The sequence below is a fragment of the Bradyrhizobium sp. USDA 4472 genome, assembly GCF_054058595.1.
On record NZ_JBSSAM010000001.1, the window covers coordinates 7174869 to 7194288 of the forward strand.

The window sequence follows — 19420 nt, forward strand, 5'->3', positions numbered from 1 at the left end:
ATGGCGGCTGACGAACGTGAGTTGCGGGACGACGCGCTGAGCAGTCTGCAGCTTTCGACACGGCTCGAGAGCATCTGGCGTACACCATCCGGATTTTTCGGCGCGCTCATGGCGGTCGACCACAAGGTCGTCGGCCGGCGCTACATCGTCACCGCTTTCGCGTTTCTCGTCCTCGGCGGCATCCTTGCTGTTCTGATGCGAATTCAGCTGGCCGGCCCGGAGCAAACGTTCCTGTCCCCGGACAAGTACAACCAGATCTTCACGATGCACGGCTCGACGATGATGTTCCTGTTCGCCGTGCCGGTCATGGAGGCATTCGCGGTCTACCTCGTGCCGCTGATGGTCGGCACGCGAAACATCGCCTTTCCGCGCCTGAACGCCTTCAGCTACTGGATGTATCTCTTCGGCGGCTGCTTCCTGTGGATCTCGTTCCTGCTCAATACCGGACCTGACGTCGGCTGGTTTGCCTATGTCCCGCTCTCGTCCCTGCAATACACGCCGACCAAGCGGCCCGACGTGTGGGCGCAGATGATCACCTTCACCGAGGTCGCGGCGCTCGCGGTGTCCGTGGAGATCGTCGTCACCGTCTTCAAGCTGCGCGCGCCCGGCATGACGCTCGACCGCATTCCGCTGTTTGTCTGGGGGATGCTGGTCACGAGCTTCCTCGTGATGTTCGCGATGCCCTCGATCATGGTCGCATCGACGTCGCTGATCCTCGATCGCCTCGTCAACACCCGCTTCTATGATCCCTCCTCGGGCGGACATCCCCTTCTCTGGCAGCATCTGTTCTGGTTCTTCGGCCATCCCGAGGTGTACATCATCTTCATTCCCGGCACCGGCATGGTCTCCGCGATCCTGGGGACATTCGCCCGCCGCCCCGTGATCGGCTATCCCGTCGTCATCCTTTCCCTGATTGCGACGGGCTTCCTGTCGTTCGGCCTCTGGGTCCACCATATGTTCGTGACCGGCCTGCCGCAGCTCGGCGCCGGGCTCTTCACGGCCTCGAGCATGCTGATCGCGGTACCGAGCGGGCTGCAGATTTTCTGCTGGCTGGCGACGCTCTGGGATGGCCGTCCGGTCTACCGAACACCACTGTTGTTCGTGCTCGGCTTTATCGTGATTTTCGTGATTGGCGGCCTCTCCGGCGTCATGGTCGCGTCTGTGCCGATCGATACCCAGGTGCACGACACCTATTTCGTGGTCGCGCATTTCCACTACGTTCTGATCGGGGGCGCGGTCTTCCCTCTCATCGGAGCCGTCTATTACTGGTTCCCCAAAATCACCGGCCGCATGCTCAGCGAGCGGCTCGGCCGATGGAATTTCTGGTTTGCCTTTGTCGGCTTCAATGTCGCGTTCTTTCCGATGCACCTCCTCGGGCTGATCGGAATGCCGCGGCGGGTCTATACCTATACCGCCGATATGGACTGGGGCCATCTGAACCTTCTCTCCAGCGGCGGCGCCGCGATTTTCGCAATCAGCTTCGCGCTGCTGCTGGTCAACGTGATCTTCAGCCTTCGCAGCGGCGCTCTTGCGGGCGACAATCCCTGGGACGCCTCGACGCTGGAATGGGCGACCTCGTCTCCGCCGCCGCCGCAGAATTTCGATCGTATTCCGGTCGTCAAGCATCGCGATCCCCTATGGTTCGACAGCGACAGCCTGCCCGTCGTCGCGGGGCTCAGCGTGGAGCGACGCGAGGTTCTGTTGACATCGCTTGCAGAAGCAGAGCCGCAGACCCGTGAAGCTTCGCCCGAGCCCAGTCTCTGGCCGCTGATCACGGCGATCGCGACGACCATTTTCTTCATCGGCTCGATCTTCACACCTTGGGCGGTGCTCTGGGGCACGCCGCCGATGGCCGTCGCGCTGATCGGCTGGTTCTGGCCGGCTGGCAGCAAGGAGGACGAGGAGTGAGACAAACCATCGTCCGCAACGTCGCCGACTTGCCGACCTACGGCTATGGCCCGCGGAGCGGCCCGTGGTGGGGCGCCATGGGCTTCATGGCGCTTGAAGGCATGGGATTTGCCATCGCGATCGGCACCTATCTTTATCTCTATGCCGTCAACACCAGTTGGCCGATCGGCGCCGCGCCGCCGGATCTCTGGCCGGGCACGGTCGAGGTGGCGATTTACCTGCTGAGCATCATCCCGAACGAGATGACCAATCGCGTCGCACTGCGGCAGGACCTCGCGAAGGTTCGCATAGGCCTCATCGTGATGTCGCTGATCGGCATCGTGCTGCTGATTCTCCGCGGCTTCGAATTCGCTCATCTCAACACGCGCTGGGACAATTCTGCCTACGGCTCGATCGTCTGGCTGATCCTCGGGCTGCACACGACCCATCTCGCCACCGATCTTGGCGACACGGTGGTGCTGACGGTGCTGATGTTCACCCGCCACGCCAGGCCGCGCCGGTTCAGCGATGTCACCGACAACGCGTTCTACTGGAATTTTGTCGTGCTGGCTTGGCTGCCGCTCTACGTCCTTCTCGACTGGGTACCGCGCCTATGACCGTCGACGATACTCGTGCACGACTGCTCTATTGGGCCGGCGTCGCCCTCGGTCCGCTCGCCTGGGGGATCAACCTGCAAGGCGTCTATGCATTCGCTCATTTCTCCTGCGAGACGACGCGGGTAAGCGGCACAATCATGAGCGCGGTGCTGGCGATCGTCGCCCTCATCGGTACCGCGATATCCGCGCGCGCGGTTCGCCGCGCCGCCGGAGCCGAATGGGCCGATGCGCAAGGCGGCGGTCCACGGTCGTTCATGGCATGGCTCGGTGTCGGCAGCGGCGTCCTCTTTGCGCTCGTGATCGCCAACCAGCTTGCGGCTTCGCTGATGATCAGTCCATGCCTGCGCTGAGCCTACTCGCGTTCCTTCTCGGCCTGCTTGTCCGGCCGGCGATGGCCCATGGCATCTCGCAGGTTGCTCCGGGATCGCTCTGGAGCTTTGATCCCTGGCTTTTGAGCCCGCTTTACGTCGTCGGCATCACCTTCTATGTGGGAACGCAACGACTCTGGCACCATGCCGGCGCTGGACGCGGCGTCAGCTTCGCCCAGGTCGCCGCATTCTGGACGGGATGGCTGGTCGTGGCGCTCGCCCTGACCTCGCCGCTGCATTGGCTGGGTGAGCGCCTGTTCACCGCCCACATGATCGAGCACGAGCTGCTCATGGTCCTCGGTGCTCCCTTGATGGCGTTTGCCAGGATCAACGGGCCGATGATGTGGAGCTTGCCGGCTGCGCTTCGTCCCGCGGCGGGGCGTTGCCTGAATTGGCCGATCGTGGCCCAGCCGTGGGCCTTGATCAGCCATCCCGTCAGCGCGACGGCCCTGCATGGCCTGGCGCTGTGGATCTGGCATGCGCCGCCACTCTATGCCTGGGCACTGCAAAACACGGCGGTTCACCGCCTCCAGCACGTCAGCTTCTTTGCAACTGCACTTTTGTTCTGGTGGGTGCTGCTGCATGGCCGCGGAGCGGGTCGCAGCGTACGTCTCCGTGACGGCATCGCGATCGTCTGCCTGTTTGTCACGGTGCTGCATTCCGGAGTGCTTGGTGCGCTGCTGACGCTATCGACACGGCTATGGATTCCGGCTCAGGGCACCTTCGCCGGTGAATTCGGCCTGACGCCGCTCGAAGACCAGCAACTTGCGGGGATGCTGATGTGGGTGCCCATGGGCGTCCTCTATACCGGCGCCGCGCTTTTCTTCGCCCATCGCTGGCTGACTGCAATGGACGCGCATTCCCGCCTATCTTCCGTCCGTTCGGGCTGACGACACAAGCAGGGGATCGTCATAGGAACCGCTCGTTCCAAGCGACGTTCGCTGTTGAGTTTGACAGCCGCCGTGGAGGACACATGGCCAGACACCCTGCCTTCACAATCGCAGCCCTGCTCGCGGCAGCCTTCTCGATGCCGGGCGGCTCGACCGCGCAGGACCAGCCGCGCCCTGCCATGTCCTGCCCGGTTGACCATGATCAACTCGCCGATATCCTCAAGAAAAGCGTCAAGCCCGGCGGCGGGCCCAGCAACGGCGGACTGGACAACAACGAGTGGGCGGCCGTCGTGAACCGGCAGGGCATCGTTTGTGCCGTCGCCTATAGCGGCAGCAAGGTCGATGACCAATGGCTCGGCAGCCGCGCGATCGCGGCTGAGAAGGCCAACACGGCGAACGCATTCAGCCTGAAGGACAAGGCAATGGCGACCGCCAATCTCTATGCAGGCGCCCAGCCCGGCGGATTCCTGTTCGGCGCGGCGTTGAGCAACCCGCCTGCCCCTGATGTCATCTACGGCGGCACGCCGGACCAGTTTGGGACCGACCACGATCCCATGGTCGGCAAGCCGGTTGGCGGGGTCATCGTCTTCGGTGGCGGGCTTGCGCTCTACGACGACAAGGGCATCGCCGGCGCGGTTGGAGTCAGCGGCGATAGCTCCTGCGCGGATCACAATGTCGCCTGGCGCGTGCGTCACCAGCTCAGTCTCGATCGCGTGCCAGCCGGGGTCAGCCCGAACATGAAGGATGCGATCATCTACGACATCGGGCCCGACGGCAAAAGCCCGTCCGGGTTTGGCCACCCCAAGTGCAACGGCAAAGAGGATCAGATCGCGGTCGATCTGGGCGCAGGGGTCTCGGGCAACGTCGTCCGGTAGCACCGTCGCTTCGAGGCAGTATTAGGAACCAAGCGTCTGCGCAACGTTTGTACGTTGGCAAAGCGGCCTGCAACGCGGCATGGCCCGGTCACTGCCGTGGAGAATTCACCTATGTTAATGCCTCGCGTCGGGCGGTTATTGCGCCGAGCGATCGGTGGGCTTTGCACCTGCGGCGCGTTGTTGTCGCCTGCCGTTGCCCAAAGCGATCTGGCCGACCGCATGAAAGACCCCGGTCAATGGCCGATGGCCGCCCGCGACTACGCCAACACGCGTTTCAGCGACCTTGACCAGATCAACGCGGGCAACGCATCGCGCTTACAGCTCGCCTGGACATTCTCGATCGGTGCCGACCGCGGCCAGGAGGCGGCGCCGCTGGTGGTCGACGGCACCATGTACGTGGTTGGCCCCTATGCGGGCCCCTACCCCAACCGCGTCTTTGCGCTGGATGCCACCACTGGCGAATTGAAATGGTCGTATGCACCGAAACCGGAGCCCGCCGCCGCGGGCGTCGCCTGCTGCGACGTCGTCAATCGCGGTCTCGCCTTCGACAATGGCAAGGTGTTTCTCAACACGCTCGATAATCACTCGGTCGCGATCGACGCCAAGACGGGCAAGGAGCTCTGGCACACGAAACTCGGCGAGATCAACAAGGGCGAGACAATCACGATGGCACCCGTCGTGGTGAAGGGCAAGGTCCTGATCGGCAACAGCGGCGGCGAGCTCGGCGTGCGCGGCTGGGTCACCGCGCTCGACGAAAACACGGGCGCGATATCCTGGCGTGCCTACGCAACAGGCCCCGACAAGGACGTGCTGATCGGCGACGATTTCAAGCCGTTCTACGACAACCTCAAGGGCAAGGATCTAGGCGTCAAGAGCTGGCCCGCGGATCGATGGCAGGTCGGCGGTGGCACCATGTGGGGATGGATTTCCTACGATCCGGATATCAACTTGATCTATTACGGCACCGCCAATCCAAGTCCCTGGAATGCAAACCAGCGGTCCGGCGACAATCTCTGGAGCACGACGATCTTCGCGCGTGATCCCGACACGGGCCACGCGAAATGGGCCTATCAAGTCAATCCGCACGATCTTTTCGACCATGACGAGATCAACGAGAACGTGCTGGTCGATATCGAGCTCAACGGACAGACACGCAAAGTACTGATCCATCCCGGCCGCAACGGCTACATGTACGTCATCGATCGCGCCACCGGCGAAGTGATCTCGGCGGACGCCTATGAGTACGTGAACAGCTACAAAGGCGTCGATCTGAAGACCGGTAAAATCATCCCTAACGACGAGAAGACCCCGCTTCTCGGGAAGACCATCGAAAATATCTGCCCGAGCGCTCCTGGCGCGAAGGATTGGCAGCCAACGGCGTGGTCGCCGCGTACCAAGCTGCTCTACGTACCGCATCAGCACCTCTGCATGAACTTCAAGGCATCGCAGGTCGGCTACATCGCCGGCACGCCCTATGTGGGGGCTGATGTCGACATGTATGCCGGTCCCGGCGGCTATCGCGGCGAGTTCATGGCGTGGGACCCGATCGCACGCAAGAAAGTCTGGGAAATCCACGAGAAGCTGCCGGTCTGGAGCGGCGCGCTCGTGACCGCGGGTGACGTCGCGTTCTACGGAACCATGGACCGGCTGTTCAAGGCGGTGGACGCCAAGAACGGGCACGTGCTCTGGCAATTCCGCGCCGGCTCCGGCTTCATTGGCCAGCCGGTCTCTTATCGCGGCTCGGACGGCCAGCAGTACATCGCAATCCTGTCGGGTGTGGGCGGCTGGCCCGGTGTCGTGGCCAACGCGGAAGTGGATCCGCGCGTTCGCAATGGTGCGCTCGGATTCACCGGCGCGACACAAGATCTGCCCTTCTACACCGCCGGCGGCAGCGAGTTGCTGGTGTTCAAGCTCGGCAGCCCCAATGGCCAGGACGGCAGCCATGCGCCTGCGCAGTGACTCCGCCGCCATCGCTCTTGGCGCCTTGATCGGGCTTGCCTCGCCGGCAGTCGCCGCGCCAGATGGTGAACTCCGCGTCTGCGCCGACCCGAACAATCTTCCGTTTTCCAACAATGCGGGGGCCGGCTTCGAAAACAAGCTCGCGACGATGGTCGCGCAGGCTCTCGGGCAACAGGTCGCCTACACCTGGTGGGCGCAGCGCCGCGGCTTCATCCGCAACACCTTGAAGGCCGAACTGTGCGACGTGGTGATGGGTGTGCCTGCCGGCTACGACCTGGTCGAGACCACCAAGCCGTATTATCGCTCCACCTATGTGTTCGTCACCCGACGCGATCAGCACCTCGATCTGTCCTCCCTGCTCGACCCGCGCCTTCACCATTTGATGATCGGGGTACATCTCATCGGCGACGACGGCAATAATCCGCCCCCCGCGGAGGCTCTCGGCGAGCAGGGCATCGTCGATAACGTTCGCGGCTATTCGATCTACGGCGATTATCGCCAAGCCGACCCGCCAGCGCGCCTGATCGAGGCGGTCGAGCATGGCGACATCGACATCGCTGCTGCCTGGGGACCGCTGGGCGGCTACTTCGCCCAGCGTTCCACCGTGCCCCTCACGGTCACGCCCGTGCAGGATGGCGAACGCTTTGCACCCCAGCAATTCCAGTTCGCGATCGCGATGGGCGTACGCAAGGGCGATCACGCTCTGCGCGACCGGCTCAACGCATTCATCGACGCGCATCGATCCGAGATTGCGTCGCTGCTGCGAAGTTTCGGCGTGCCGCTGGTCGAGACGCCGATCACAGCATCGGGAGGTCATGAGTGATGCCGGCCCAAGCATTGCGCGCGAGCGCGTTGTCACTGCTGCTGGCGGCCACGCCGCAAGGTGTCGTGCTTGCCCAGCAGGCCCTGCCGCAATCGCAGGAGGCACAGATGCCGACGTTGGCGCCGCGGCCGAACTTCGGCGCTAGTGTCGGCAATGGTCGGCCCGGCGTGTTCATGCAGGTTCCGATCAGTCATCTCCACCCGGGCGCGCAGCCGGATCCACCACAAATCAAGAACCCCGCGCAGGGCGATCCGAATGCGGAGCAACGCGGGATGACCTACTTCGTCAATTTCAACTGCATCGGCTGCCATGCGTCCAACGGCGGCGGCGGCATGGGTCCGGCGCTGAGCAACAGCACGTTCACCTACGGCTCGCAGCCCGAAAACATCTACCTCTCGATCTACCAGGGGCGACCGAACGGAATGCCGGCCTGGGGCGGGGTCCTGCCTGACAGCGTGATCTGGGACCTCGTGACGTACATCGGCAGGATCAGCAACGAACCGAGCCATCAATGGGGCCGCACCTTCTCGGCAAACCCGCTCTCACCTGAAGTCGAGCAGGTGCCCAGCGAGCAGGTCTCCACGACAGATCCCTGGTCGGCGACCAAGTCATTCAGCTTCGGCCAGAAGCCGTGATCGGAGTGACGAATGGCCGACATTCCTGCCGCACGATTGCTGATCGCCTCGCTCCTGGGCATGGCGGCGATCGGCTGCGGCGAGACCAAAGCTGCGAGCCCTGACAATTTCAATGGGGACGCGCGCAGGGGCGCCGACCTCGTCAAGAACTATCATTGCGGCGGCTGTCACGACATTCCCGGCATTGCCGGCGCGGACGGCAATGTCGGCCCGCCGCTGCATCGCGTCGGCACGCGCACCTATATCGCCGGCTACATCCAGAACTCGCCCGACAACATGGCGGCCTGGATCGAAGATCCGCAGAAGGCGTTACCGGGTAACGCCATGCCCAGAATGGGCATCCCGCCGAAGGACGCACGCGATATCGCGGCGTTTCTCTATACGCTGAAATAGCCGAGCAGCCCCGATGATCTCCATCAAAACCTCATTCCGCGAAACGCCTTGGCTTGCCATAACCATCGTGGTTCTCGCCATCATGGGCCTGTATCTGCTCCTTGGCGGCGTCTGGCTCGCAACCCTCGGCGGCTCCCCTTACTATGTGATTGCCGGGATCGTTCTCCTGTTCACTTGCTGGCTGCTTGCGAACCGCAGCGCCGCAGCGCTCTGGGTTTATGCCGCACTGCTGCTCGGCACGATGGGATGGGCGGTGTGGGAGGTCGGGCTGGATTTCTGGTCGCTGGCCCCCCGCGGTGATGTTCTGGCACCGATCGGCGTGTGGCTGCTGCTGCCGTTCGTATCGTCACGCCTGATGCCGCGCCTGCGGGCCGCGCGATCGGCGCTTGGACTCGTGTTGATCATCGCGATTGTCGTGCTCGGCGTCTCCCTTAGCAGGGATCGTCGTGCGATTGCCGGAACGCTGCCCGAGAACAACGCATCGGGCGCTGCTTCGTCCGCATCGTCCGAGCCCGCAGCGGGTAAGGACTGGACAGCCTATGGCAGCACCGGCTTCGGCACGCGCTATTCCTCGCTGGACCAGATCACCAAGGACAATGTGAAGGACCTCAAGCTTGCCTGGGAATTCAGGACCGGCGACCACAAGGGACCCGACGATCCCGACGAGATCACCAATCAGGCCACGCCGCTCAAGGTCGGAGACCTCCTCTACACCTGCTCGCAGCATCAGATCGTGTTCGCGCTGGAAGCGGCGACGGGCAAGCTGCGGTGGAAGTTCGACCCGCAGGTCCGGCACAACAAGGCCTTTCAGCACATGACCTGCCGCGGTGTCGCCTATCACGCGACCAGATCAGGCGCGCAGACCGCGGATGGCACAGCGGCTCCGAGCGAGTGCCCCGAGCGAATTTTCCTGCCGACGGACGACGGTCGCATGTTCGCGCTGGACGCGCAGAGCGGCAAACCTTGCGAAAACTTCGGCAACCACGGGCAGATTGATCTCAAGGAAGGCAGCGAAGTCACCACGCTCGGCTTCTACGAGGGCACCTCGCCACCGGTGGTGACCGACAAGGTCCTGATCGTAGGCGGCGCGGTCATCGACAATTATTCCGACCGCGTGCCGTCCGGAGTGATCCGCGGCTTCGACATCTATTCGGGACGGCTGATCTGGGCGTTCGATGCCGGCAATTCCGATCCGAACGAGATGCCGTCGGCCTCGCATCATTTCACGGCCGGTTCGCCCAATTCGTGGAGCATCTCCGCGGTCGACGAGAATCTGGGCCTTGTTTACGTCCCGCTCGGCTCGAGTTCTCCCGATATCTGGGCCGGCAATCGCTCGGCGGACGAGGAGCGCTACGATTCGGCGATGGTCGCCCTCGACATCGCGACTGGCAAGCTGCGCTGGTCATTCCAGAACGTCCATCATGATCTCTGGGACATGGACATGCCGTCACAACCGAGTCTGGTGGATATTCACTCCGGAAATGAGACAACTCCCGCGATTTACATTCCAGCCAAGACCGGCGACATCTTCGTGCTCGACCGCCGCGACGGGCATCAGCTGGTGCCCGTGGTGGAAAAGCCGGTACCGCAGGGCCCCGCGCCGGGCGACCGGCTGTCGCCGACACAGCCATTTTCGGAGTTGAGCTTCCGCCCGCGCCGCATGCTGACCGGCGCGCAGATGTGGGGCAGCACGATGTTCGACCAGCTCGCCTGCCGCATCAAATTCAAGCGCCTGCGCTACGAAGGACCGTTCACGCCGCCGTCGGAGCAAGGCACGCTGGTCTTCCCGGGCGACTTCGGCATGTTCGAGTGGGGCGGTATCGCCGTCGATCCGCGGCGGCAGATCGCGATCGCCAACCCGCAATCCATCCCCTTCATTTCCCGCCTTGTGCCCCGCGGAAAGGACAATCCGGCCGCGCCGAATGCGGCGCATCCGCCCGGCACCGAGCTGGGAGTGCAGCCGATGTATGGAGCCCCTTACGGCGTCGACCTCGGCATCTTCCTTTCGCCGTTGGGTATCCCCTGCCTCGCGCCGCCCTGGGGGAACGTCGCAGCCATCGACCTCAAGACGAACAAGGTTGTCTGGCAGCACCGGATCGGCACGATCCGTGATCAGGCTCCTGTTCCGCTGCCGTTCAAGCTCGGCGTTCCCATGCTGGGCGGTCCGATGGTGACGGCAGGCGGCGTCTTCTTCATCTCGGGAACGATGGACGACTACATCAGGGCGTTCGATGTCAATGACGGGAAGAAACTCTGGGAGGACCGGCTTCCTGCCGGTGGCCAGTCGACGCCCATGACGTATGAGAGCGGCGGCAAGCAATATGTCGTAACGGTCGACGGCGGCCACGGCTCGTTCGGCACCAAACTCGGCGACTACGTGCGGGCCTACTCGCTGCCATGAGGCCGGTTACGAGGCGCGCTACGTCTTCCCGTCCTCGAACCGATCCGCTCGCGCGCGTCGATATCGGGCCTGCGTCTGCGGCTTGATGAATATGGCCACCACCTCGGGATGATGCTTCCGGATCTCGCATTCGATCGCAACGACCAGCTCCTCGATTTCGTCCGCGCGCTTCTCATCCGCGAACTCGATACTGAGGGCCGCCACGACCTCGGTCGGAGACAACTGCACGGTCAGCAGACCGTTGGCGCGAAGCACGCCAGGGAACCGCCGCGCTAAAGCAAGAATAGACCGCGCGAGCTCGGGATCAGCCGGCTCGCCAATGAGGAGACTCTTGCTCTCGCGCGCGAGCGCAATGGAGGTGATCCCGAGCAGAACTCCGATCAGAATGGACCCGATACCGTCCCAGACAGGCTGCTTCAGCAAGACAGCAGCTGCCGTTGCGGCCGCCGCGACGATAATCCCGGTGAGTGCTGCGCTGTCTTCAAGCAGCACCACGAAGGCAGGCGGGTCCTTGCTGCGAACGAACGCCTGATAGTAGCCGTAACGTCTACCGTCCGCCTCCAGACGCCGCAAAGCGATCAGCCAGGAGGCTCCTTCGAACAGGAAGGATAATCCGAGCACAACGTAGCTGACGACAGGATCTTCAATCGGCTGCGGCCGCAGTACGTGAATGACGCCCTGATAGAATGAAACGCCGGCACCGAGTGCGAAGATCAGCAGGGCAACGATGAAGCTCCAAAAGTACAATTCGCGGCCATGACCGAGCGGATGCGCCTCGTTCGGGGGCCGGGTTGCCCGGTGATATCCATACAGCAGCAGCGCCTCGTTGGAGGTATCGACGACCGAATGGACGGCCTCGCTCGTCATCGACGAGCTCCCCGTCCATAGCGCTGCGCCGATCTTGGTGATGGCGACCAGGATGTTGCCGATCAGTGCCGCGTAGACCGCTATCCTTGTGGAAGACCAGGCCTTGTCTCCGATAGCCCTAATGGCCGGCCGCCATCCGGTGCGAAACCGGATTGATACCCACGAAGATACGACTATCGGGATAGATAAACGAAGCGCGACGATCCCTGATAGCGCACATCGTCATTCTCCACGTCTTCGGTAGCCGGGAGCACTCAACCAGTCGGTCAAGGCCGAGGTCACCTCGTTCTGCTTGGCGCGCCGCAATAACATCTCGCGCTCCTTGCCGGGAGGCAAGCGGTGGGCGCGGTCGCGGGCGGTTTCGGCAAATGACATCAAGCGTTGCTGAAGCGGTTGCGTCTGTTTCCTACGGTTACGTTTGGCGGTCATCTTCATTTCGGGGTTGGTGGTTCGTAGGGAAAATGGCCCCGGCGGGAGGATGGCACCGGGGCCAATCTCGTGTCGGTTGGGGCGGCCCAAGCCGGCATCGTTTGTAGATTGCGACCGAAATCAGGTTCCAGCACTTCAATAGGTTAATAAATCCGATTTTGCGGCCCGATCCGACACCACGCGTTGCGTCGCGGCTTCAGAGATCGGCGGCAGCAATAGCAACCTTTGCGCCGTCCTGAACTTACATGTCTCGTGGTGCGAGACAAACCTCAGCGGATCGCAGCACATGCGGCATCCCTGAAGTCCTGAGAGCGAGATCATTCAAGGCAATGCAAGGTCAAAAGAGACGATGACTGCGATGTTGCCTGACGAGAGCCTGTGGTGGCGATCTGCGGTCATTTACGAAATCGCGCCGATCTCGTTTCAGGATTCCGACGGTGACGGCAAGGGCGATCTCGGCGGCCTCATGTCGCGCATCGATTACCTGAAATGGCTCGGCGTCGACGCCGTCTGGCTCACGCCGATCTACAAGAGCCCGTTCCGCGATTTCGGTTACGACATCTCCGATTATTGCTCGGTTGATCCAGCCTTCGGCAGCCTGGACGAGTTCGACGAGCTCCTCGCCGCCCTGCATCAGGCCGGCATCCGGCTCATTCTCGATCTCGTCCCCAACCACACCGCCGACGACCATGAGTGGTTCGTCGAGAGCCGCAGTTCGCGCAACAGCGCAAAGGCCGACTGGTACATCTGGGCCGACGCTGCCGAGAACGGTGGACCGCCCAACAACTGGCTGAGTCGCTTCGGCGGCAGCGCATGGGAATGGTGCGAGGCGCGGCGGCAATACTACTACCATTCATTTCTGGTCGAGCAGCCCGACCTCAACTGGCGCAATCCGGACGTGCGCGCTGCCATGGCGGACGTCATGCGCTTTTGGCTCGATCGGGGCGTCGACGGTTTTCGCGTCGATGCCAGCGCGGTCTTGATCAAGGACGCGCACCTGCGCGACAACCCACCCAATCCGGAGGCCGGGGGCAAGCCGCCACCGCAGCGCCAGACCCCGGTGTTTACCGACGACCGGCCCGAGACGATGCAGTGTATCGAGTTCATCCGCGGCGTGATCGACGAATATCCCGGGCGGCTGCTGTGCGGTGAAGTTCAGGGCAAAACCGACCGCATCGGTCACTTCTACGGCACGGAGCGACCGCGGCTGCACCTGCCCCTCAACTTTGCGTTGCTGGACACACCCTGGAATGCGTTCTCGCTACAAGCGGCGATCGATGCGTATTTCAATGCTCTGCCCAAGGACGCTTGGCCGGTGTGGGTGATCGGCGGTCACGACAAGCAGCGGATCGCGAGCAAGATCGGCCAGGCCCAGATGCGTGTCCTGGCGATGCTTCTGATGACTTTGAAGGGAACGCCATTCCTCTATATGGGCGACGAGATCGGCCGCAAGCGTGTCTCGATCCCGCCCGATCTCGTCCGTGATCCCTTCGAAAAGCTCGTGCCGGGCTACGGCCTCTGCCGTGATCCCGAGCGAGCGCCAATGCGATGGGATGGCAGCGTCAATGGCGGGTTCACGAAGGGCTGCCCATGGCTGCCGCTCGATCCAGAGGGCTCAGCCAATGTCAGCGCGCAGCAGAGCGAGGAGCGATCGATCCTGGCACTGTTTCGCGCGTTGATGACCCTACGGCGCGAACATGCATGCCTTCGTCAAGGCCGCTACGAGCCGCTGCGATCCCAGAACAGCGTCTTTGCGTTCAAGCGTGCACAAAACGGCGAGGAGATTTTGGTCGCCCTGAACATCGCTGCCGAGCCACGCAAGTGGCACTGGCAGGGTCGCGGTCATCTGCTGCTATCGACCCATCTTGACCGAACGTCGAGGTCGGCGCCGGATGCCTCCATCCTTCTTCGCGACAATGAAGGGGTGATCATCGCACTTGAGCCCCGATAACCGGACGCGTGTGCCCTGTGCCGGACGTTTTTTTACGAAACCGCGGCCCGGCGTTCCCCGCAGGAACCGCGCCAGCGGCAACTTCGGAGATCGGCGATGGTGCACAACCTCGTATCGCCGTGGATTATCAAAGGTTATTGCCTGCCTTTTTTCACTCCGCCAGAGTGACACCGGGCAGCGCACGATCGGACCACAAATGCAGACCGGATTTGCTTTCTCCAAGCTCGCCGATCATTTGGCAAGCCTCGCTGAATTGACGGAGGACGACCTCGATCTGCTGACCAAAATGCCGAGCACGATTGCGCATTTCGGTTCACGTCAGGCGATCTTGCGTCACGGCGACGCCAGCAACCAATGCTGCCTGCTGCTCCAAGGCTACCTGTCGTGGCAGGATGCCTATGGATCGGAAGGGCAGATCACCTCAATCTCCGTCCCCGGCGACATTGCTGATCTCCGGACGCTTTACAGGCCCTGTATCGACGGCAACCTCATTGCGCTCGGCCCAGCCGTCGTCGCTTTCGTTCCGCATCGCTGCCTTCGCGAGCTGTCGATGCGCTCGCCTGCAATGTCCCGCGCCTTGCTGCTGATGCTGATCGGCGATCATGCCATACAGCGCAACTGGACGATAAACCTCGGCAGTCGTGACGCCTTGACGCGGGCGGCGCACCTGCTCTGCGAGATCACGGCCCGCCTGCAAAACGTCGGGCTCGCGCGGGACTTCAGGTTGTCCTCGCCCTTTACCCAATCCGACCTCGCCGCCGCCTGCAGCATCTCCCCGGTCCACGCCAACCGCACCATCCAGGAATTGCGTCGCTGCAACCTGCTGCACTGGCACGGCAAGACCTTGACGATCTCCGACTGGCCCGGACTGGTCCGGCTGGCCGGCTTCGATCCCGCCTATCTCGGTCTGCGGCGACGCGACCAAACCCCGCAGCAAGCACAATCGGAATCGGCCAGAGCCGACGTTGTACCGGCCTGATCACGTCATTGGGCGCTCTGCCGAAACTTCACGCGCCGGCGCAGTGCATTGCTCGTCTCCGCGATGACGGCGCCCCAGTCTCCGGCTGTCCTCTGATGAAACAGCCGCAAGCTCGGATACCAGAGCGAGTGGCATACGGATGAAGGCCATCGCCAGTCGCAATCAGCGTGTAGCAGCACCCAGGCCTCGCAGCCGAGCGCACCCGCAAGATGCGCAACCATGGTGTCGACGCAAATGACGAGGTCGAGCTGAGTGAGCAGATGACCAAGCGTCGCGATGTCGGACGTACTGATGTCACGTGCGCCGATGTGCATCAGATCTTCAGTCCCAGCGTCCTTCTGCAACGCGTGAAGCGCCACGCCGGGGACAGCGAGACCTCGCAACAATGCAGGGGGAATGGCCCGCCGCTTGTCCCATTGACCGACCTCCCAAACCAGGCCGACGGCCAGACCTTCGTTGCCGATTGAAACAGATGTGGTCCTCGGCGGCAGCCTCAAATAAGGCGCCCGCATCTCGATCTGCTCGCGTCCGACTTTGAGCGCATGCGGAACCTCCATGATCTCGATATCGACGTCAAACTCGACGTCCGGTGTCCCGTCATGGATTACAAGCGCGCGATCGACCCCCGCCGTGCGCTCCACCAGTCGCAACAATTCGGCCTGACACCAGACCGTGACCCTGCGCGCCACACTCCGAAGAAGCCGCATGAAACGCAGGAACTGGATCGTGTCGCCAAGCCCGTGATAGCAGCGAACGAGGACATGCTTGCCGGCAATCGCCTCTCCACGCCAGACTCGCTGAAGATGACGCGGACCATCATGCTTGGGCGGATGCGGCGACACCGTGAGATCGCGGTCGCTGATGGCCCAGGCGCGCGCGAAGTCGCCCGCGCGCATTGCCTCCACCCACCCGTTCGCCACCTCGGGATCCAACTAGCGCCGGACGAACTTGTGGAAACGGCTCAGCTTGCCGTCCTTGGTCCGGTCCTGGTGCAGGAAGGCAATGCCTGCCTCGTCGAACTTCTCGAAGAACTCATTCCAGCCGATGCGATCGAGCCCTTCATCCGGTGGATCGAAGTCGATCCTCAGGATTCCGGCATGCCCGTCCTGCTCTGTCGCTTTGACCGTCGCCGGCTTTCCGCCGCGCTCGTCCACCCACTTGCGGATCGCGGCGTGATCCGTGGTCTGCCGTGCATCGCTGTTTTCGGTTTTGGACATCGTGCGGTACCTCGCTTGTTGCACGCCCTGCAATGCTGCGGTCATCGCAGAGGATCATTCGCGGTGAAACGCTGACCGGGCTGATTTGTTCTTCGCAGCACGAACTGTCTCACCAGGGGTGGCTGCATCATCTTCTTCATCTTCATCGAGGATGATCTTGTTCCCTCCATGCGACCGCAGATTCTATCCCAGGTTAAGGCAGCCGCATTTTTTTGCCCGGAATCGATCCGCGCCCGGGCGCGGCGGCTTCAGCACAGGAACGAACATACCTTCCGGCACGTTCGCCGACCTACTTACACCGAGGCCGTGCGTCTTCCCGGAGGTTTGGTCCATGCATTCCCGTCTTCAGGACAGGCGCCGCGTGCGCGTCGGCATCGTCGGCGTCGGCAATTGCGCAAGCTCCTTCATTCAGGGGCTCACATATTACCGGAACGCCAAATCCAACGAGCCAGTGCCGGGCCTGATGAATGTCGATCTCGGCGGGTATCACATCAGCGATATCCAGATCGCATCGGCCTTCGACGTCAATGCCAACAAGGTCGGGCGCGATGTCGCCGATGCCATCTTTGCCAGGCCAAACAACACGCATCGCTTCAGCGACGTCGAGCAGACCGGCGTGATCGTCCAGCGCGGCCCGATCATGGACGGCATTGGACATTACCTCAAAGATGACATTCCCGTCGCCGACCTCCCGGAGGCCGACGTTTCTGAGGTTTTGGCGATGTCGCGAACCGACGTGCTGGTGTCCTACCTACCCGTCGGCTCACAACGCGCTAGCGAGTGGTACGCCGCCCGCGCCATCGAAGCCGGCTGCGGGTACGTCAATTGTATTCCCGTCTTCATCGCATCAAATCCGGACTGGCGAAAGAGGTTCGAAGATGCAGGTCTTCCGATCGTCGGCGACGATATCAAGAGCCAGGTCGGCGCCACCATCCTGCACCGCGTGCTGGCCAATCTGTTCCGCGATCGCGGCGTGCGGCTCGACCGGACCTATCAGCTCAATGTCGGCGGCAACACCGATTTCAAGAACATGCTCGAACGCGAGCGGCTGTCGTCGAAAAAAATCTCGAAGACCCAGGCAGTCACCAGCCAATTCGACGTCCCGATCGACCCCGATAACATCCATGTCGGACCGAGCGACCACGTCCCTTGGCTGACCGACCGCAAGCTCGCCTTCATCCGGCTGGAGGGCACGACGTTCGGCGGCGTTCCCTTGAGCGCGGAGGTCAAGCTCGAGGTGTGGGACTCACCGAATTCGGCAGGCGTCGTGATCGACGCGGTCCGTTGCGCAAAACTCGCCATGGACCGCGGCCAGGGCGGCGCCCTGACCGGTCCATCGAGCTATTTCATGAAATCGCCGCCGCAGCAGTTCACCGACGAGGAGGCCGGACGGCGAACCCGCGCCTTCATCGACGACAAGGCGTACACCTGATGACCAGGATCATCCACCTTGTCCGCCACGGGCACCACGCCTTGCTCGGCCGCACACTATGCGGCCGGATGAACGGCGTTGCGCTCGACGACGTCGGCTGCGATGAGATGGCACGCTGTGCAATCACGATCAGGCCTCGGCCGGCCGTGATCCAGTCGAGCCCGCGGCGGCGCTGCTTGCAATCGGCCTGCATTCTGGCCGCACATTTCCGATTGCCGATCGAGATCGTCCCCGCTCTCGACGAGCTCGACTATGGCGAATGGACCGGCCGGACTTTCGAGGAACTCGGTCGGGATTCGCGATGGATTCGCTGGAACAGCCGCCGCGCCAGCACCCGCCCACCGGGCGGTGAGACAATGCGATCGCTCCAGTCTCGCATTGTCAGTCATCTGGAACAGCTTCGCAACGATCATTCTGCGGGCACCGTCGTCGCTGTCAGTCATGCAGAACCGATCCGTGCGGCTGTGCTGCATTACGCACGCCGGGATCTCAACGACTTTCTCTCGATCGAGATCGATCCATCCAGCATCAGTACACTCAGCGCGGACGGACGTGGGTTCAGGATCACCGGGATCAATCAGCGGGTGGCGGCGTGAAGATCGTCATTTTTGGTCTGACCATTTCCTCTTCCTGGGGCAACGGGCACGCAACGCTCTGGCGCGGGCTCTGCAAGCATCTGACGCGTCTTGGCCACACCGTGGTCTTCTATGAGCGCGATGTGCCTTATTACGCCGGCGCCCGGGACTTCACTGAGCTGCCGGACGGACAGCTGCAGCTGTTTTCGAGCTGGGAGGAAACCCGATTTCCTGCCCGAAGCGATGTGAGGGATGCCGATGTGGCGATCGTGACGTCATATTGTCCTGACGCGATCGCGGCGACCGATCTGATCATGTCCGAAGGACGAGCCGTTCCCGTCTTCTATGATCTGGACACCCCGATCACTCTGGCGCGGATGAAGGCGGGAGAATCTGTTCCCTATATCGGCCAGCGCGGCTTGCAGGATTTTGCGCTCGTCCTCAGCTTCACCGGCGGCCCCTGTCTCGCTCATGAATTCCGCAACAGGCTCGGTGCCCGCGACATCCGCCCCCTGTACGGCCACGTCGATAGCGATATTCATCGCCCCGTGCCGCCCCAGCCGCATTATCGCGCGGATCTGTCCTATCTCGGCACCTATTCCGAGGACCGCCAGCACGGACTCGAAGCGCTGTTCGTCGAACCGGCACGGGCGCGGCAGGACCTGCGCTTCCTGATCGGCGGCGCGCAATACCCTGACGATTTTCCATGGTCACCCAACATCTACTTCGTGCGGCACCTGCCGCCGCCGGAGCATGCGCCGTTCTTTGCATCGTCGCGATTGACCCTCAACGTCACGCGCAAAGCCATGGCGGCGATGGGCTGGTGCCCCTCCGGCCGTCTGTTTGAGGCGGCCGCCTGCGGCGTTCCGCTCATGAGCGACGATTGGCCGGGCATACAGGAGTTCTTCACCCCCGGCAGAGAGATCCTGATCGCCCGCGACACCCAGGACGCATTGACAGCATTGGCGATGTCCAGCGCCGATCTCCAGTCCATCGCCAGATGCGCGTATGAGCGGACAATGGATCAGCACACATCCGACAAACGTGCGCGCGAGTTGGTGTCCCTGCTTGAGCAGGCGGCTTCCAGCGGCGCACATCGCCAGCAAGCCGAGGAGGCCTGAC

At 62.7% G+C, this 19420-nt stretch carries 19 protein-coding genes; 15 read left to right on the forward strand and 4 right to left on the reverse strand.

The window, feature by feature from the left end; genetic code table 11:
- From ctaD to ACVWZ4_RS33940, 10 genes are all read left to right on the forward strand, one after another.
- Entirely contained in the window at positions 1-1908 is a 1908-nt protein-coding gene (gene ctaD, locus ACVWZ4_RS33895) for a cytochrome c oxidase subunit I (protein WP_456742308.1), read from the forward strand.
- On the forward strand, positions 1905-2504 hold the full coding sequence (locus ACVWZ4_RS33900; RefSeq protein WP_456734700.1) for a cytochrome c oxidase subunit 3: 600 nt from the start codon (positions 1905-1907) through the stop codon (positions 2502-2504). The genes ctaD and ACVWZ4_RS33900 overlap by 4 nt, the downstream gene beginning before the upstream one ends.
- Positions 2501-2854 (forward strand): hypothetical protein, encoded by a 354-nt coding sequence (locus ACVWZ4_RS33905; RefSeq protein ID WP_456742079.1) that lies wholly within the window; start codon positions 2501-2503, stop codon positions 2852-2854. Before ACVWZ4_RS33900 ends, ACVWZ4_RS33905 begins: the two co-directional genes overlap by 4 nt.
- On the forward strand, positions 2842-3762 hold the full coding sequence (locus tag ACVWZ4_RS33910; protein ID WP_456742080.1) for a cytochrome c oxidase assembly protein: 921 nt from the start codon (positions 2842-2844) through the stop codon (positions 3760-3762). The genes ACVWZ4_RS33905 and ACVWZ4_RS33910 overlap by 13 nt, the downstream gene beginning before the upstream one ends.
- A gap of 137 nt (positions 3763-3899) precedes the next feature.
- Positions 3900-4637 carry a heme-binding protein gene (locus tag ACVWZ4_RS33915; protein WP_456738146.1) on the forward strand — a complete coding sequence of 246 codons (738 nt, stop codon included), beginning with the start codon at positions 3900-3902 and terminating at the stop codon, positions 4635-4637.
- 111 nt (positions 4638-4748) lie between these two features.
- Positions 4749-6596: a methanol/ethanol family PQQ-dependent dehydrogenase gene (locus tag ACVWZ4_RS33920; RefSeq protein ID WP_456734698.1), complete on the forward strand. Its 1848-nt coding sequence runs from the start codon at positions 4749-4751 to the stop codon at positions 6594-6596.
- Positions 6580-7419, forward strand: a complete 840-nt coding sequence (locus tag ACVWZ4_RS33925) for a substrate-binding domain-containing protein (RefSeq protein ID WP_456702848.1) — start codon at positions 6580-6582, stop codon at positions 7417-7419. The genes ACVWZ4_RS33920 and ACVWZ4_RS33925 overlap by 17 nt, the downstream gene beginning before the upstream one ends.
- Positions 7419-8054, forward strand: coding sequence for a c-type cytochrome (locus ACVWZ4_RS33930; RefSeq protein WP_456702847.1), 636 nt, complete (start codon positions 7419-7421; stop codon positions 8052-8054). The genes ACVWZ4_RS33925 and ACVWZ4_RS33930 overlap by 1 nt, the downstream gene beginning before the upstream one ends.
- A 12-nt stretch (positions 8055-8066) precedes the next feature.
- Positions 8067-8447: a c-type cytochrome gene (locus ACVWZ4_RS33935; RefSeq protein ID WP_456702846.1), complete on the forward strand. Its 381-nt coding sequence runs from the start codon at positions 8067-8069 to the stop codon at positions 8445-8447.
- A gap of 82 nt (positions 8448-8529) precedes the next feature.
- Complete coding sequence (locus ACVWZ4_RS33940) at positions 8530-10848, forward strand: glucose/quinate/shikimate family membrane-bound PQQ-dependent dehydrogenase (protein WP_456705239.1); 2319 nt, start codon at positions 8530-8532, stop codon at positions 10846-10848.
- Positions 10849-10866: 18 nt separating this feature from the next.
- Here the strand turns inward: ACVWZ4_RS33940 and ACVWZ4_RS33945 are convergent, their stop codons facing one another.
- Together ACVWZ4_RS33945 and ACVWZ4_RS33950 are read right to left on the reverse strand one after the other, a co-directional pair.
- Entirely contained in the window at positions 10867-11829 is a 963-nt protein-coding gene (locus tag ACVWZ4_RS33945; RefSeq protein ID WP_456742309.1) for a cation diffusion facilitator family transporter, read from the reverse strand.
- 108 nt (positions 11830-11937) lie between these two features.
- Positions 11938-12144, reverse strand: coding sequence for a hypothetical protein (locus ACVWZ4_RS33950; protein ID WP_456734695.1), 207 nt, complete (start codon positions 12142-12144; stop codon positions 11938-11940).
- 349 nt (positions 12145-12493) lie between these two features.
- Between ACVWZ4_RS33950 and ACVWZ4_RS33955 the strand changes: the two genes are divergently transcribed.
- Positions 12494-14095: an alpha-amylase family glycosyl hydrolase gene (locus ACVWZ4_RS33955; RefSeq protein ID WP_456742081.1), complete on the forward strand. Its 1602-nt coding sequence runs from the start codon at positions 12494-12496 to the stop codon at positions 14093-14095.
- Entirely contained in the window at positions 14082-15074 is a 993-nt protein-coding gene (locus ACVWZ4_RS33960) for a Crp/Fnr family transcriptional regulator (protein ID WP_456742082.1), read from the forward strand. The genes ACVWZ4_RS33955 and ACVWZ4_RS33960 overlap by 14 nt, the downstream gene beginning before the upstream one ends.
- 5 nt (positions 15075-15079) lie before the next feature.
- On the opposite strand, the gene ACVWZ4_RS33965 is transcribed toward ACVWZ4_RS33960, so the two are convergent.
- Entirely contained in the window at positions 15080-15970 is an 891-nt protein-coding gene (locus ACVWZ4_RS33965; protein ID WP_456734692.1) for a hypothetical protein, read from the reverse strand.
- A gap of 36 nt (positions 15971-16006) precedes the next feature.
- On the reverse strand, positions 16007-16291 hold the full coding sequence (locus ACVWZ4_RS33970) for a hypothetical protein (protein ID WP_456705237.1): 285 nt from the start codon (positions 16289-16291) through the stop codon (positions 16007-16009).
- Between the two features lie 331 nt (positions 16292-16622).
- Here ACVWZ4_RS33970 and ACVWZ4_RS33975 point away from each other — a divergent pair, with 331 nt between their 5' ends.
- The 3 genes from ACVWZ4_RS33975 to ACVWZ4_RS33985 are packed head-to-tail and all read left to right on the forward strand — an operon-like array spanning position 16623 to position 19419.
- The gene (locus ACVWZ4_RS33975; RefSeq protein WP_456742083.1) at positions 16623-17723 is read left to right on the forward strand and encodes an inositol-3-phosphate synthase; all 1101 of its coding nucleotides are present in this window, start codon (positions 16623-16625) and stop codon (positions 17721-17723) included.
- Complete coding sequence (locus tag ACVWZ4_RS33980) at positions 17723-18319, forward strand: histidine phosphatase family protein (protein WP_456742084.1); 597 nt, start codon at positions 17723-17725, stop codon at positions 18317-18319. The genes ACVWZ4_RS33975 and ACVWZ4_RS33980 overlap by 1 nt, the downstream gene beginning before the upstream one ends.
- Positions 18316-19419, forward strand: coding sequence for a CgeB family protein (locus ACVWZ4_RS33985; protein WP_456742085.1), 1104 nt, complete (start codon positions 18316-18318; stop codon positions 19417-19419). Before ACVWZ4_RS33980 ends, ACVWZ4_RS33985 begins: the two co-directional genes overlap by 4 nt.
- Position 19420 lies beyond the last annotated feature (1 nt).

Coding starts and splice junctions, on each gene's coding strand:
- ctaD (WP_456742308.1), top strand. CDS start 1: ATGGCGGCTGACGAACGTGAGTTGCGGGACGACGCGCTGAGCAGTCTG.
- ACVWZ4_RS33905 (WP_456742079.1), top strand. CDS start 2,501: ATGACCGTCGACGATACTCGTGCACGACTGCTCTATTGGGCCGGCGTC.
- ACVWZ4_RS33910 (WP_456742080.1), top strand. CDS start 2,842: ATGCCTGCGCTGAGCCTACTCGCGTTCCTTCTCGGCCTGCTTGTCCGG.
- ACVWZ4_RS33915 (WP_456738146.1), top strand. CDS start 3,900: ATGCCGGGCGGCTCGACCGCGCAGGACCAGCCGCGCCCTGCCATGTCC.
- ACVWZ4_RS33920 (WP_456734698.1), top strand. CDS start 4,749: ATGTTAATGCCTCGCGTCGGGCGGTTATTGCGCCGAGCGATCGGTGGG.
- ACVWZ4_RS33925 (WP_456702848.1), top strand. CDS start 6,580: ATGCGCCTGCGCAGTGACTCCGCCGCCATCGCTCTTGGCGCCTTGATC.
- ACVWZ4_RS33930 (WP_456702847.1), top strand. CDS start 7,419: ATGCCGGCCCAAGCATTGCGCGCGAGCGCGTTGTCACTGCTGCTGGCG.
- ACVWZ4_RS33935 (WP_456702846.1), top strand. CDS start 8,067: ATGGCCGACATTCCTGCCGCACGATTGCTGATCGCCTCGCTCCTGGGC.
- ACVWZ4_RS33940 (WP_456705239.1), top strand. CDS start 8,530: ATGGGCCTGTATCTGCTCCTTGGCGGCGTCTGGCTCGCAACCCTCGGC.
- ACVWZ4_RS33950 (WP_456734695.1), bottom strand. CDS start 12,144: ATGACCGCCAAACGTAACCGTAGGAAACAGACGCAACCGCTTCAGCAA.
- ACVWZ4_RS33955 (WP_456742081.1), top strand. CDS start 12,494: ATGACTGCGATGTTGCCTGACGAGAGCCTGTGGTGGCGATCTGCGGTC.
- ACVWZ4_RS33965 (WP_456734692.1), bottom strand. CDS start 15,970: ATGCGCGCGGGCGACTTCGCGCGCGCCTGGGCCATCAGCGACCGCGAT.
- ACVWZ4_RS33970 (WP_456705237.1), bottom strand. CDS start 16,291: ATGTCCAAAACCGAAAACAGCGATGCACGGCAGACCACGGATCACGCC.
- ACVWZ4_RS33975 (WP_456742083.1), top strand. CDS start 16,623: ATGCATTCCCGTCTTCAGGACAGGCGCCGCGTGCGCGTCGGCATCGTC.
- ACVWZ4_RS33980 (WP_456742084.1), top strand. CDS start 17,723: ATGACCAGGATCATCCACCTTGTCCGCCACGGGCACCACGCCTTGCTC.